Origin of the sequence: Mesorhizobium loti CJ3sym (genome assembly GCF_000472785.1) — a bacterium.
GTDB lineage: Bacteria > Pseudomonadota > Alphaproteobacteria > Rhizobiales > Rhizobiaceae > Mesorhizobium > Mesorhizobium loti_E.
The window spans coordinates 94,728-109,368 of sequence record NZ_AXAL01000014.1 but is presented as its reverse complement, the minus strand read 5'-3'; the positions used below and the strand labels follow the sequence as shown (position 1 = coordinate 109,368).

The window sequence follows — 14,641 nt, the reverse complement described above, 5'->3', positions numbered from 1 at the left end:
AACCAGACTTGCACTGGGCACATTGTCTGTGAAATAGATTCACAGATGGCCAGGTCCGACACAAACCGCTCCGGCGAGATCGAGGTTTTCGTACGCGTTGTGGAAGCGGGCAGCTTCTCGGCTGCGGCACGCGACCTGCGCATGACGCCATCCGCGGTCAGCAAGCTGATCGCGCGGTTGGAGGCGAGGCTCGGCGCGCGACTGGTCAGCCGCTCGACTCGCAAGCTGCAGCTGACGCCGGAAGGGTCGGCTTTCTACGACAGCGGGCTGCGCATCCTGGCCGACATAGCAGCAGCCGAGCGCGAGGCGGCGGCGGGTGCAGCACCGCGCGGGCGGCTGCGCGTCAACACCTATGTGCCTTTCGGCGTCCACCGGCTGATCCCGCTACTGCCACGTTTCCTCGAACGCTACCCCGAGATTTCGGTTGATCTGGTGCTGACCGACAGTGTCATCGACCTGATGGCCGAACGCGCCGATGTCGCCATCCGCGCCGGGCCGCTCGGCGAATCCCGGCTGGTGGCGCGCAAGCTCGGGCAAAGCCCGGTGGTGGTGGTTGCGGCACCCTCCTACCTCGAAACGCAGGGCACACCGCTGACGCCGGCCGATCTCGACGGCCACAACCGCATGGGCTTCGGCTTCGTCAGGCATATAGACGGCTGGCCGTTCCGCGACGCAGAGGGCCGCGTGATCATGGTCCCGATCACCGGCAACACGCTGGTTGGGGACGGCGAGGCGATGCGGCTGATGACGCTGGCCGGCGCCGGCATCGCCCGGCTCGCGCGCTGGCACGTTGCGGCCGATATCGCCGCCGGGCGACTGGTGCAGCTGCTGGAGGATTTTAATCCAGGCGACGAGGAGGCCACCCACGCGGTCTATGTCGGCCAGGGCCGGCATCTGCCGGCGCGGGTGCGCGCCTTTCTCGATTTCCTGGCCGAGAGCGTGCGGCTCTGACGAAGCGCGGCGTTCGAAAAATCGTGTTGCGATGGAGATGAAGCGCCGGTCGACCAACGCGCCATCAAGTCCAAGGCTGGTTCGACAACCCGGCGGCAGCAGGATATGAAATCCCGTCCGTCATCGCTGACACCTCGCGCCCAGGCACCGCGAGCGTTGGCAATTCGGGAGGCGTGAATTGGTCCGCTTGTCCTTGGTCACGGCGTCCCTGCTTGCCATCGCGACGAGGCCGCACGCCCCAACGATCTCCGAGGCTGCCGAGGTCGCGAAAGTAGCCACGCCTGCTGCAAACGCTGGAAATGACAACGTAAAACAGCTCCTTTCTGTGGTTCTGGCGGAAACCGAGGATTTCTGGGGCGCCACCTTCAAAGCCGGCGGATCGACCTATGAGGAGCCCAAGCTGGTTTTGTTCACCGGCCTCATCGCTACCGCATGCGGCCCTGTTTCAGGAACATTGTACTGTGCGGCGGACCACAAAATTTATCTCGATCCGGCGTTCCCCGAGCTTCAACAGATCGGCTTGACCGGCGATTTCGCCAAGGCGTTGATTGTGGCCCGAGAGGTTGGGCATCATGTGCAGACCATCTCGGCCGTTCCGCACGCTGATATCACCGACGGTAACCTGGAAGCCGCCATCATTCGATCGGAACAGGTCGAGCTCCAGGCCGATTGTTTTGCCGGACTGTGGAGCCGCTATGTCTGGGACCGGCATCTGCTTGAGGACAGCGATCTGACCGAGGCCAGGGACCTGCTGCGATCGCTTGGAGACGATCAGGTTGCCAATGCCTCCAAAGGTTCGACTGCAACGCGGAACGGCACCTCAGAACAGAGGATCCGCTGGTATGATCGGGGCCTTGCCGGAAAAGCGATCGCGGACTGCAACACCTCCGACAATCCGCTTTGATGCCGGGCCCATACATCGCCCTGTCGGGCACCCTCATTGGCCGATAGACGTCAATGCTGTTCGGATCTTTTCAACGACGGCGCCGATGTCCGATCTCCCTGACGTGTATTCCCCGTCCGGGTCGTAATATGCGTCTCGCAGCCGCTCCAAGCGCGCAATGACGGCGGCTCCGTAGTCATGCGCCGTACCAGCGACGACGACCTTTTCGAATTCGCCTTGTGCTGCACTGACGGCGCCGACGCAGACTTTCCAGTCGTAAGGGCTGGCAGAAGCGGCGGCTTGGCGATCAGCCATGATGGCAACGATCCTGTCTCGAAACTCCTCAGCGGATGGTGCCATCATCGCCCCTGACATCCCGGTGTGCTGCTCCGATGATGATGCTAGCCGCGAAACCGTGTCCGGTACAGGCGACCAGCGGCCTTGACGAAGCGCGAAAAACGCCGCGCGCCCGAACGGACACGCGGTCTTCCGGAGCATCGCTTTGGAGACGGATCAGGCCTGCGGTGTGAACGGCGCCGGGCGCCGGCCGGCACTTTGACGCTCAAGCATCCAGCCGGGATATTCGGCCGGCAGTGCGCTGACCTCGTCGAGGCGAACCAGATCGTCGGTGTCGAGCTTCAGCTGGGTCGCGGCAAGGTTCTGCTCGAGTTGATCCATGCGGCTGGCGCCGATGATCACGCTCATCACGAAAGGCTTGGCCAGGACATAGCCGAGCGCCACCGTGGCAACGCTCACATCGTGCTTGCCTGCGATCTCGCGCATGACGGCGACGGCCGCCCAGGCACGATCCTCGTTGACCGGCGGAAAGTTGAAGGACGCGCGGCGGCCCTCGCCATTGCCGGGCGCGCCGGGACCGTATTTACCCGACAGCAGGCCGCCGGCCATCGGCGACCACACCATCAGGCCGAGTTTCTCCTCAGCGATAAGCGGCACGATCTCGCGTTCGAGGTCGCGGCCGGCGATCGAATAATAGGACTGGATGGTCTCGAAACGGGCAAAGCCCTTGCGGTCGGCGATGCCGAGCGCCTTGGCGACGCGCCATGCCGCCCAGTTGGAAACGCCGACGTAACGGACCTTGCCGCTGGCAACCAGATCGTCGAGCGCCCGCAGCGTCTCGTCGATCGGCGTCACCGTGTCGGTGCCGTGCAGCTGATAGAGATCGATATGGTCGAGCTGCAGCCGTTCGAGGCTGGCATCGACGGAATCCATGATGTGGCCGCGCGAGGAGCCGCGCTGGTTCGGGCCGTCGCTCATGGCGCCATGGACCTTGGTGGCGATGACCACGCTCGACCTGGCAACGCCGAGATCCCTAAGCGACTGGCCGAGCAGCCGCTCTGTCTCGCCGAAGGAATAGACGTCGGCTGTGTCGAAGAAATTGACGCCGGCGGCGATCGAGCGGCCGACGATCTCGTTGACGCCCTTCTGGTCGAGGCTGGCAATCAGGCCCCATTGGGCATTCTGGCCGGCGGCGCCGAAGGTCATGGTGCCGAGGCACAGTTCGGAGACGAACATCCCCGTATTTCCAAGCTGGTTGTAACGCATGGCGAAGGCTCCAGGGTGATGACACAAAACAAATAGGAACGGTACGTTTCGTTTCCAGTGGTGGCTCAGCTGACATGCCAGACTGGACTAACACTAGCGGCTTGTCAGCGGCTCCCAAAAATTGCCGAGCCGACCCTGACGCTCGTAGCGCCGAAGGCGATGGCCGTCTCATAGTCGCCGGACATGCCCATCGAGAGCTTTTCGACTCCAGCCTCGCGCCCAAGCTTTTCCAGCAATGCAAAATGCGGGCCGGGGTTCTCGTCGGCCGGTGGGATGCACATCAGGCCTTCTATCGCTAGGCCGTGGACATCGCGGCACCGGGCAACGAAAGCGACCGCCTCGCGCGGCTCGATTCCCGCCTTCTGCGGCTCGGAGCCGGTGTTGACCTGAACATAGAGTTTTGGTGCGCGGCCTTGCCGGGCAATCTCCTTGGCGAGTTCAGCGGCGATCTTCTCGCGATCGACGGTCTCGATGACATCGAACAATGCCACCGCCTCCTTGGCTTTGTTGGACTGCAGGGGGCCGATAAGATGCAGCTCGATGTCGGGAAAAGCCTGCTTCAGATCAGGCCATTTGCCTTGTGCCTCCTGCACGCGGTTTTCGCCGAAGACGCGCTGGCCAGCCTCGATGACCGGGCTGATCTCGGCGGATTCAAAAGTCTTGGATACGGCCACCAGCGTCACCGCGCCGGCCTCGCGGCGGGCTTCCTGCTCGGCGGCGGCGATCTTCGCCATGACCGCGAAAAACTGCTGAACCGTGTCACCCATATGCAAATCCCGCTGTTTTGACCCGCGTTTTTAGTCGCCGCGATGCCCATATGGTTGACGGGTTTGCCAAACCATGGTGAACACCCGGACCACATTCCCTGAACTGCCGAGCTGTCGCCCGCGGTTCGCGCATGCTTTTAAGTGAAAAACGCCCCATGGCAACCGAACGATACAATCCGCGCGCGTCAGAGCCCAAATGGCAGAAGGCCTGGGCCGAGAAGAAGCTGTTCGAAGCGCACAATGACGATCCCAAGCCGAAATACTACGTGCTCGAGATGTTCCCCTATCCGTCGGGGAAGATCCATATCGGCCACACCCGCAACTACACGATGGGCGACGTGGTGGCGCGCTACAAGCGGGCCAAGGGATTCAATGTGCTGCACCCGATGGGCTGGGACGCCTTCGGCATGCCGGCCGAGAACGCGGCGATGCAAAACAAGGTCCACCCCAAGGAATGGACCTACCAGAACATCGCCACGATGCGCGAGCAGCTCAAGGTGATGGGCCTGTCGCTGGACTGGGCGCGCGAATTCGCCACCTGCGACGTCGATTACTACCACCGCCAGCAGATGCTGTTCCTCGATTTCGTCGAGAAGGGGCTGGTGACGCGCAAATCCTCCAAGGTCAATTGGGATCCGGAGGATATGACCGTGCTGGCCAACGAGCAGGTCATCGACGGGCGCGGCTGGCGCTCGGGCGCGCTGGTCGAACAGCGCGAACTGACGCAGTGGTTCTTCAAGATCACCGACTTTGCCCAGGATCTGCTGGATTCGCTCGACGGCCTCGACGAATGGCCCGAAAAAGTGAAGCTGATGCAGCAGAACTGGATTGGCCGTTCTGAAGGTTTGCTGATCCGCTGGCCCCTGGCCTCGGACATTGCCAGCGAGCACGAGCTGGAAGTCTACACGACGCGGCCCGACACCATTTTCGGCGCCTCCTTCATGGCGATCGCCGCTGATCACCCGCTGGCCAAAAAAGCTGCCGAGACCAATCCAGAACTGGCGAAGTTCATCGACGAGGTCCGCCATATGGGCACTTCGGTGGCAGCGCTGGAGACGGCGGAGAAGAAGGGTTTCGATACCGGAATCCGCGTCGTCCATCCGTTCGACGACAGCTGGACGCTGCCTGTCTATGTCGCCAATTTCGTGCTGATGGAATACGGCACCGGTGCCATTTTCGGCTGCCCGGCGCACGACCAGCGCGACCTCGACTTCGCCAACAAATACGGCCTGACGGTGGTGCCGGTGGTGATGCCGGAGGGCGAGAATCAGGCGACCTTTCAGATCATCGACGTGGCGTATGGCGACGATGGCGCGATGATCAATTCGCGTTTCCTCGATGGCATGAAGCCGAGCCAGGCGTTCGACGAAGTCGCAAAACTGCTGGAGGAGAAGACGATCGGCAACCGGCCGATGGCCGAGCGCAAGGTGAATTTCCGCCTGCGCGACTGGGGCATTTCGCGCCAGCGCTACTGGGGCTGCCCGATCCCGATGATCCATTGCGAGCATTGCGGCGTGGTGCCGGTGCCGAAGGCCGACCTGCCGGTCAAGCTGCCCGACGATGTCGATTTCGACCGGCCGGGCAATCCGCTCGACCGGCATCCGACCTGGCGGCATGTGACGTGCCCGCACTGCGGCAGGGATGCGCGCCGCGAGACCGACACGATGGACACGTTCGTCGATTCGTCCTGGTATTTTGCCCGCTTCACTGCGCCTTGGGCGCATGAGCCGACCGATCCCAAGGCGGCCAACGAGTGGCTGCCGGTCGACCAGTATATTGGCGGCATCGAGCATGCGATCCTGCACCTGCTCTATTCGCGCTTCTTCACCCGCGCCATGCGCGAGACCGGCCATGTCGATCTGGCCGAGCCGTTCAAGGGCCTGTTCACGCAAGGCATGGTGGTCCACGAAACCTATCGTGTCGGATCGGCATCGAATGGTCGCTGGCTGGCGCCGACCGAGGTGCGGCTGGAAGGCGTCGACGGTGAACGCCGCGCCTTCGACATCGCCACGGGCGAAGACGTGACGATCGGCCCACTCGAAAAGATGTCGAAGTCGAAGAAGAACACGGTCAGCCCGGAAGACATTACCGACGGCTACGGCGCGGACACGGCGCGCTGGTTCATGCTGTCGGACTCGCCGCCCGAGCGCGATGTCGAATGGACCGATGATGGCGCTGCCGGCGCGCATCGCTTCATGCAGCGCATCTGGCGGCTGGCGGCGACAGCGGCCGAGGCACTGGCAGGCGTCAAGCCCGCCGCGGCCGACGCCGGTGAGGCGGGAGCGGTCTCGAAGGCCACGCACAAGATCCTGAAGGCGGTCGGCGAGGACATCGAGAAACTCGGCTTCAACCGCGCCATCGCCCGCATCTATGAACTGGCCAATGTGCTGACCGCGCCGCTCAACGAGGTGGCGGAAGGCAAGGCCGATTTGGCACTGCAGGGCGCCTGCCGGCAGGCGGTGGAGATCCTGGTGCATCTGGTCGCGCCTGTCATGCCGCATCTGGCCGAGGAGTGCTGGGAAACGCTCGGCGGCACCGATCTGGTCGCCGAACGGCCGTGGCCGGTCTTCGATCCGGCGCTCGTCGTCGACAATGAAGTGACCTATCCGGTGCAGGTCAACGGCAAGAAGCGGGGGGATTTGACAATTGCCCGCGACGCGGACCAAGGTGCGGTCGAAAAAGCGGTATTGGCTCTCGACTTCGTGCAGAAAGCACTTGAAGGTAAAGTTCCGCGCAAGGTGATCATCGTGCCGCAGAGGATCGTCAATGTCGTTGCCTGATCGGGAAAAGACAGAGCGGAGCCATTTGCTGCGCCGCATCGCGGTTGCCGGGCTCGTCGGCTCGCTGGCGCTGGTTTCGGCCTGCACGGTGCGGCCGCTCTATTCCAACGCGCCGTTGTCGACGGGCTCGAACGCTACAGCCAATTCCGAACTGGCGTCGATCGCCATCAAGCCGGTCAAGACGCGTTATGCCCAGCAGGTGCGCAACAATCTGATCTTCGGCTTTGGACGTGGCGCCGGCGAGCCGGCCTCACCGCTCTATTCGCTCGATCTCAGCGTGACCGAAGCCGTCGAATCCTCGGCCCTCGTGCAAATCCAGACCGATGAAGACGAGCCGACCGCAGGTTCAGTGACGTTGACCGCCAGCTATACGCTGACCGATGCGAAAACCGGCGCCGTCGTCACGGTCGGTAAGCGCGCGATCACCTCGTCCTTCGACAGGCCGCGGCAGGAATTTGCCTCGTATCGGGCACAGATCGATGCCGAAAACCGCGCAGCGCGCGAACTGGGCGAGGCCCTGCAACTGTCCATCGCCCAGGATCTGGTCCGGCACGGCAAGAGGGCTGGCTAGAACCATTTTTCGCCTCTAGAAAGACGCCATCTCGATCCTGGTGCTCGGCCCGCTTTGCGCTGGCCGAGATTTTTCTTTTTGGCCCTGTGCATGTCGATGAACGGATGATCGTGGGATGACGATCAACGGTTCGAATCCGGCTCGTCCGCCATCGCTGCGAAAGGCACATTTCGTTCGCTCCAACGTGCTGACGGGAAGCAACTGTTAACCACTCGCTCCCTATTGCTCAGCAGACGTTTCAGCGTGAGTCTTGAGAATGGAATCCAAGCGTTTTCCTCGGGTCAATTCATTGAAGCCAGCTTCGCCCGATGACCCCGACGGAAAGCGTTTTGACGGCATTGGCGGCAAGGCGGATGGCCAGCGGACCGGCGCAGCCAAAGCCACCAATTCCCCACCGCCCGTCGATCTCGGAGGCAATGAGAGCCCGGCCTGGCAGGACTATTTCTTCCTGGCGCCCAATGTGCGATTCACGCGCACGCCAGATTACGAAGCGAGCACACGCCATCCACGGCACGAGCAGAATGGCGTCGCGCAAAACGAGCCGCTGGCGCAGCCGGCGCCGCAAACCATCGCAAAATCCGCTGTGGCGTCGCACGCCGCTTCGCCGGCACCGATGAGCAGCCGGAATCCTGCTTTGGATGCTGCCCGACCCGGCAACAGAGCCCCGAACCATGAAAGGCAGCCTGTCGTGCCATCCGGTCCAGCCGGGAATAGCGGCGAAAAGGCGCGGTTGCCGGCGGTGCCGCGGACAGCGGTGACTGCACGTGCATCTGCCCAGGCAATGGCGGCGCCGGTCAAGACACCGGGCCACGAAACCGTGCGCTGGCCCTATCTGTCGGACCACGTCTTTTTCGAGGTCATGGCGCCGTACATGATCGAAGCTCCGTTAGCAGCGCCACGCGCGGTCCCGCGTGCAGCCGCGCCTGATGTCGCCCAGCGGGTCGACGTTCGCGCCGCGCCCACGGCCGATCCCACGGCGCTGTTCCGTGTCATCGAATGCCGTCCGGGCCTGCAAGCTTCGCCGGCGCAGCCGGACGTTCGTCCGGCCAACTCGAACGAAGCCGTGAGCCAGCCGGCGGTGAGCAGCGCGGCGCAGCGAAAGCGGGCGGCGGTCGCAATTCCAGCCGCTGCCAGCAACGCCGTCGTGGCGCAGGCCGCGCAAGGCGTGGAGGAGACCGCCCAGGCTCCGGCCCTGCGCGCATCTTCGCCGCTGCCCATGGTCGGCAAGATCGTGCCAGCCACGACTGGCGAGGCGTATGAACTTCCCTCGGAAGAGCTGCTGCAGCAGCCGCCGGAAGGACAAGGCTTCTATATGTCGCAGGAGCGGCTTGAACAGAATGCCGATCTTCTGGAAAGCGTACTCGAGGATTTCGGCGTGCGCGGCGAGATCATCCATGTTCGCCCCGGCCCGGTCGTCACCCTTTATGAGTTCGAGCCGGCGCCGGGCGTCAAATCGTCACGCGTCATCGGTCTCGCCGACGATATCGCCCGCTCCATGTCGGCGGTTTCAGCGCGCGTCGCTGTCGTGCCCGGCCGCAACGTCATCGGCATCGAGCTTCCCAACGAAACACGCGAAACTGTCTACTTCCGCGAGTTGATCGAATCGCAGGGTTTCCGCAACACCAGCTGCAAGTTGGCGCTTTGCCTCGGCAAGACGATCGGCGGTGAGCCCGTTATCGCCGAACTGGCGAAGATGCCGCATCTGCTCGTCGCCGGCACCACCGGCTCGGGCAAGTCGGTCGCCATCAACACCATGATCCTGTCGCTGCTCTACCGGCTGAAGCCGGAAGAATGCCGGCTGATCATGGTCGATCCCAAGATGCTCGAACTTTCCGTCTATGACGGCATCCCGCATCTTCTGACCCCCGTCGTCACGGATCCAAAAAAGGCCGTCACCGCACTCAAATGGGCGGTGCGCGAGATGGAGGACCGCTACCGCAAGATGGCGCGGCTCGGTGTGCGAAACATCGATGGCTACAATGAGCGCGCCGCCGCCGCGCGCGACAAGGGCGAGACGGTCGTCATGACGGTGCAGGCCGGCTTCGAAAAAGGCACCGGCGAGCCACTGTTCGAGCAGCAGGAAATCGACCTCTCGCCGATGCCCTACATCGTCGTCATCGTCGACGAGATGGCCGACCTGATGATGGTCGCCGGCAAGGAGATCGAAGGCGCCATCCAGCGCCTGGCGCAGATGGCGCGCGCCGCCGGCATCCATCTCATCATGGCAACACAACGCCCATCCGTCGATGTCATCACCGGGACGATCAAGGCCAACTTCCCGACCCGGATTTCCTTCCAGGTGACATCCAAGATCGACAGCCGCACCATCCTGGGCGAGCAGGGCGCCGAACAGCTGCTCGGTCAGGGCGACATGCTGCACATGATGGGTGGTGGGCGCATTTCGCGCGTGCATGGGCCCTTCGTGTCCGATGCGGAGGTCGAGCATGTCGTGGCGCATTTGAAGGCGCAGGGCCGCCCGGAATATCTGGAGACCGTGACCGCCGACGAGGATGAAGAGGAGGTCGACGACGATCAGGGCGCGGTCTTCGATAAAGGATCGGTGGCGGCCGAAGACAATGATTCCACTTATGACGAGGCGGTCAAGGTGGTGGTTCGCGACAAGAAGTGCTCGACGTCCTACATCCAGCGCCGCCTTGGCATCGGCTACAACCGAGCGGCTTCCCTGGTGGAACGCATGGAAAAGGAAGGTCTGGTCGGCGCGCCCAACCATGTCGGCAAGCGCGAGATCATCATGGGCCGGCGCCCACAGGCAGCCCTGCCTGACGATGACGGCGCGGATTGACGGACAGGCTCTCTGTCATTCGCACTGCATAAAAAAGGCCGGTTAACCCGGCCTTTTTCCTTTGAATCCGTGAGACTTCAGCCGATCTTCTGGCCGGTCTTTGCCCAATCGGCGGCGAACTGGTCCAGGCCCTTGTCGGTCAGCGGGTGCTTGACCAGCGCCTTCAGCGTCGCCGGCGGTGCGGTCACGACGTCGGCGCCGATGAGGGCTGCCTGCTTGACATGGTTCACCGTGCGCACCGAAGCGACGAGGATCTCGGTCTGGTAATCGTAATTGTCGTAGATCTGCCGGATCTCCTGGATCAGCTCCATGCCGTCCGAGCCGGTGTCGTCGATGCGGCCGACGAAGGGCGAGATGAACGAGGCGCCGGCCTTGGCGGCGAGCAGCGCCTGGTTGGCCGAGAAGCACAGCGTGACGTTGACCATGCGGTTCATCTGGGTGCGGATCGTCTTGCAGGCCCTCAGGCCGTCCAACGTCAGCGGCACCTTGATGCAGACATTGGGCGCGATCTTGGCCAGCACCTCGGCCTCCACCATCATGTCCTTGTACTCGCTCGCCACGACTTCGGCTGAGACCGGACCTTCGACGATATCGCAAATCTGCTTGGTGACTTCGGCGATCTTGCCGCCAGATTTCAGGATCAGCGACGGGTTGGTGGTGACGCCGTCGAGCAGACCCAGATCGTGGAGCTCGCGGATGTCCTTGATATCGGCGGTGTCGACAAAAAATTTCATGACGGGTCTCCTGACGATTTCGTCGTGCTTGGGGAAGGCACGTTCAGCGTTGCTCTTTGATCTAGACCAAAGTCGGGGCAAGGTCACGCCTCATGATCGAAGATTCGCCCTTTGTCGCGGCCGCACCGGTGCTGGTGCCGATGCCAGCCGAACGCCCCTACACCTATGCCGTGCCTGCCGGCATGCGTGTGGTACCGGGGTCGATCGTGCGGGTGCCGCTTGGGCCGCGCCAGGTCGCCGGCATCGTCTGGGATGGCGCGATCGAAAATATCGACGCCAAAAAGCTGCGCCCGATCGAACAGGTCTTCGACTGCCCGCCGATCGACCGGGCCATGCGCCGCTTCGTCGACTGGGTGGCGCAATACACGCTGTCGGCGCCGGGCATGGTGGCGCGCATGCTGCTCAGGGCGCCTGAGGCTTTCGATCCGGAACCCTGGATCGAAGGCTTGCAGCGCACGCTCATCATTCCGGACCGGATGACGGATGCGCGGGCGCGTGTGCTGGAGACGGCTGAGGGTGGCCTTGCTTGGACGCGCTCGGGGCTTGCGCACGCCGCCGGCGTGTCGTCGACGGTGATCGAGGGTTTGAAGGCGCAAGGCGTGTTCGAGACGGTGATGATTCCGCCGCGCCCGGTGGTGGCCGCGCCCGACCCGAGCTATGCCGTGCCCGAATTGATGCCGGACCAGAGCGACGCCGCATTGATGCTGCGCGCCAATGTCGCGGCCGGCGTGTTCAATGTTGCGTTGCTCGACGGGGTCACCGGGTCCGGCAAGACGGAAGTCTATTTCGAGGCGGTGGCGGCCGCGCTCGATCGGGGCAAGCAGGTGCTGATCCTTTTGCCGGAAATCGCGCTGACCCACGCTTTCCTCGAGCGTTTCCAACAGCGCTTCGGCGCCAAGCCGGGTGAATGGCATTCCGACCTGCCGCCCCGGATGCGCGAAAAAGTCTGGCGGCAAGTGGCGGAGGGCAGCGTGCGCGTCGTTGCTGGCGCGCGCTCGGCGCTGTTCCTGCCGTTCAAGGAGCTTGGCCTGATCGTCGTCGATGAGGAGCACGACCCTGCTTACAAGCAGGAAGACCGCGTCTTCTACAATGCGCGCGACATGGCGGTGGTGCGCGGCCATATCGGCGGCTTTCCGGTCGTGCTGGCATCGGCGACGCCATCGGTCGAAAGCCGGGTCAATGCGAGCCAGGGCAAATACAGCAGAGCCATTCTCTCTGCCCGTTTCGCTGAAGCCGCACTGCCACAGCTGAGGTCGATCGACATGCGGCGCGCGCCGCCGGCACGGGGCGGCTTCCTGTCGCCGGTGCTGATCGACCATATACGCCGGACGCTGGAGAAGAAGGAGCAGTCGCTGCTGTTCCTCAACCGGCGCGGCTACGCGCCGCTGACGCTATGCCGGGTTTGCGGCCACCGATTCGGCTGTCCGGTCTGCTCGGCCTGGCTGGTCGAGCATCGCTTTCGCGGCCAATTGGTCTGCCACCATTGCGGGCACAATGAGCGCCGCCCCGAAGCCTGCCCTGAATGCGGCACGCTCGATCATCTGGTTGCGTGTGGCCCGGGCGTCGAGCGCATCGCCGAGGAGGTCGTCACGCATTTTCCCGATGCGCGCACAATCGTTCTGTCATCCGATCTGATGGGCGGCGTGCGGCGGCTGCGGCTGGAACTGGAGGCGATCGCCGATGGCGAGGCCGACATCGTCATCGGTACGCAGCTCGTCGCCAAGGGGCATAATTTCCCAAACATGACGCTGGTCGGCGTCGTCGACGCCGATCTTGGTCTTGCCAATGGCGATCCACGCGCCGCCGAGCGCACCTTCCAGCTGCTCAGCCAGGTGACCGGCCGCGCCGGCCGCACTGGCAAGAAGAGCCTTGGCCTGCTGCAGACCTTCCAGCCCGACCATCCGGTGATGCGGGCGATCGTCTCCGGCGACGCCGAGGCTTTTTACGAGCGCGAGATCGCCGAGCGTGAACGGGCGGCCTTGCCGCCCTTCGGTCGGCTGGCCGGCGTCATTGTCAGCGCAGTGACGCGCGCCGAAGCCGAGGGTCATGCCCGCGGCCTGCGCCGCGCCGCGTCCGAGGCCACCGATTTGTTCGTGCTGGGGCCGGCGGAAGCGCCGCTGTCCCTGCTCGGCGGCCGCCACCGCTTCCGCCTGCTGATCCAGGGCGAACGCCGCGCCGACATGCAAGGGTTTATCCGCGCCATGCTGGCCAATGGGCCGAAGCAGCGCGGCTCGGTCCGGGTGCAGGTCGATATCGATCCGCAGAGCTTTTTGTGAGGTCGCGCTTTCAGCGTTACGCTGCCTGCAACGAAAAACGGAAGATCACATGAAAACCCTTGGCCTTCTCGGCGGCATGAGTTGGGAATCGACAGCCATCTACTATCGCCTGCTCAACGAGATCGTGCGCGAGCGCCTCGGCGGGCTGCATTCGGCGAAATTGCTGCTCTGGTCGTTCGACTTCGCCGAGATCGCCGAGCGGCAGCATCATGGCGACTGGGATGGTGCCGGCGCGCTTCTGGTCGAGGCCGCGCGCAAGCTTGAGGCGGGTGGTGCGGAGGGGCTGCTTTTGTGTACCAACACCATGCACAAGCTGGCCGACCAGGTGCAGACGTCCGTCTCCATTCCGCTGATCCACATCGCCGACGCCACCGCGGTTGCGGTCAAGCGTGCCGGCATGCAGCGCCCGGCACTGCTAGCGACGCGGTTCACCATGGAGCAGGATTTCTACAAGGGCCGGCTGGCCGAGAAATACGGCCTGTCACCCGTGGTGCCCGATGCTGCCGGTCGCGACATGGTGCATCGCGTCATCTATGATGAGCTCTGCCAAGGCATCGTTAACGACGCTTCGAAGGCTGCCTACATCGCCGAGGCTGAGCGCCTGCGCCGCGAAGAGGCCGCCGACAGCATCATCATGGGCTGTACTGAAATCACCATGTTGATCGGCCAGCGCGATTTCGACATCCCAGTGTTCGACACGACACGCATCCATGCCGAAGCAGCTGTCGAATTCGCGCTCGGTTGATGCGCTGATCCTAAAGTGCCTGATGCCATCTAGCGCGGCGTCTTTCCTCCGCTAGAATGCCCGGAATTCAAAAAAGGCATTTCGAGGGGACAAGATGGATTTTGCGCTTCCATGGCCGACGAGCCAGGGCGAATGGCTGGCATGGTCGAGCGCCGTCGTCACCGTGCTGCTCGGGCTTCTGTTTTTCCTGGCGCCGGGCCTTGCCTTCCGCATCCTGCGCCTGCAGGCCAGACCGGATAAGGCGGCGGCAATTGCCGAGGGGCGCGGCCGGATGTCGGGCTTCTATCTCGGTGTCGGCTTGTGCTGCCTCCTGCTCGCGCAGCCGCTGGTTTACATGGCGCTCGGCTTTTCCTGGCTGTTCACCGCCTTCGGCCGGCTGCTGTCGATGATGTCGGATGGCGCCAACACACCTTTCAATTGGGTTTCCATTGTGGTGGAATTGGCTTTGGCGGCGTTGCCGCTCGCCTTTGCCTTCGGCTTTGTGCCCTGAATCCTTCGCTATTCCGGGGCGCAAGGCAGGCGACTTTCGCCGGATGCGACAATAGTGCCTGAAAACCATGCGGAACGA

The 14,641-nt window shown here is 63.5% G+C and carries 12 protein-coding genes; 8 read left to right on the top strand and 4 right to left on the bottom strand.

Annotated features, from left to right (window positions below; all coding sequences use genetic code 11):
* Nucleotides 1–45: 45 nt before the first annotated feature.
* Together A3A9_RS0120385 and A3A9_RS39155 are read left to right on the top strand one after the other, a co-directional pair.
* Nucleotides 46–951, top strand: coding sequence for a LysR substrate-binding domain-containing protein (locus A3A9_RS0120385; protein WP_027060424.1), 906 nt, complete (start codon nt 46–48; stop codon nt 949–951).
* A gap of 178 nt (nt 952–1,129) precedes the next feature.
* On the top strand, nt 1,130–1,855 hold the full coding sequence (locus A3A9_RS39155) for a neutral zinc metallopeptidase (RefSeq protein WP_082222152.1): 726 nt from the start codon (nt 1,130–1,132) through the stop codon (nt 1,853–1,855).
* A 33-nt stretch (nt 1,856–1,888) separates the two neighbouring features.
* Here the strand turns inward: A3A9_RS39155 and A3A9_RS0120375 are convergent, their stop codons facing one another.
* From A3A9_RS0120375 to A3A9_RS0120365, 3 genes are all read right to left on the bottom strand, one after another.
* On the bottom strand, nt 1,889–2,149 hold the full coding sequence (locus A3A9_RS0120375) for a hypothetical protein (protein WP_152536145.1): 261 nt from the start codon (nt 2,147–2,149) through the stop codon (nt 1,889–1,891).
* A 198-nt stretch (nt 2,150–2,347) separates the two neighbouring features.
* Nucleotides 2,348–3,397 (bottom strand): aldo/keto reductase, encoded by a 1,050-nt coding sequence (locus tag A3A9_RS0120370; protein WP_027060422.1) that lies wholly within the window; start codon nt 3,395–3,397, stop codon nt 2,348–2,350.
* 104 nt (nt 3,398–3,501) lie between these two features.
* On the bottom strand, nt 3,502–4,164 hold the full coding sequence (locus A3A9_RS0120365) for a YggS family pyridoxal phosphate-dependent enzyme (RefSeq protein WP_027060421.1): 663 nt from the start codon (nt 4,162–4,164) through the stop codon (nt 3,502–3,504).
* A 155-nt stretch (nt 4,165–4,319) separates the two neighbouring features.
* Here A3A9_RS0120365 and leuS point away from each other — a divergent pair, with 155 nt between their 5' ends.
* The 3 genes from leuS to A3A9_RS0120350 all read left to right on the top strand — a co-directional run bounded on the left by leuS (nt 4,320) and on the right by A3A9_RS0120350 (nt 10,318).
* Nucleotides 4,320–6,944, top strand: a complete 2,625-nt coding sequence (gene leuS, locus A3A9_RS0120360; RefSeq protein ID WP_027060420.1) for a leucine--tRNA ligase — start codon at nt 4,320–4,322, stop codon at nt 6,942–6,944.
* On the top strand, nt 6,931–7,515 hold the full coding sequence (locus A3A9_RS0120355) for an LPS assembly lipoprotein LptE (RefSeq protein WP_027060419.1): 585 nt from the start codon (nt 6,931–6,933) through the stop codon (nt 7,513–7,515). The genes leuS and A3A9_RS0120355 overlap by 14 nt, the downstream gene beginning before the upstream one ends.
* A gap of 256 nt (nt 7,516–7,771) precedes the next feature.
* Nucleotides 7,772–10,318, top strand: a complete 2,547-nt coding sequence (locus A3A9_RS0120350) for a DNA translocase FtsK (RefSeq protein WP_027060418.1) — start codon at nt 7,772–7,774, stop codon at nt 10,316–10,318.
* Nucleotides 10,319–10,395: 77 nt separating this feature from the next.
* Here the strand turns inward: A3A9_RS0120350 and fsa are convergent, their stop codons facing one another.
* The gene (gene fsa, locus A3A9_RS0120345; RefSeq protein ID WP_027060417.1) at nt 10,396–11,052 is read right to left on the bottom strand and encodes a fructose-6-phosphate aldolase; all 657 of its coding nucleotides are present in this window, start codon (nt 11,050–11,052) and stop codon (nt 10,396–10,398) included.
* Between the two features lie 92 nt (nt 11,053–11,144).
* Here fsa and A3A9_RS0120340 point away from each other — a divergent pair, with 92 nt between their 5' ends.
* From A3A9_RS0120340 to A3A9_RS0120330, 3 genes are all read left to right on the top strand, one after another.
* A complete protein-coding gene (locus tag A3A9_RS0120340) occupies nt 11,145–13,328 on the top strand; it encodes a primosomal protein N' (protein WP_027060416.1) in 2,184 nt (727 codons plus the stop codon).
* A gap of 49 nt (nt 13,329–13,377) precedes the next feature.
* Complete coding sequence (locus A3A9_RS0120335; protein WP_027060415.1) at nt 13,378–14,073, top strand: aspartate/glutamate racemase family protein; 696 nt, start codon at nt 13,378–13,380, stop codon at nt 14,071–14,073.
* A 94-nt stretch (nt 14,074–14,167) separates the two neighbouring features.
* Nucleotides 14,168–14,563 (top strand): DUF4345 family protein, encoded by a 396-nt coding sequence (locus A3A9_RS0120330; RefSeq protein WP_027060414.1) that lies wholly within the window; start codon nt 14,168–14,170, stop codon nt 14,561–14,563.
* Nucleotides 14,564–14,641 lie beyond the last annotated feature (78 nt).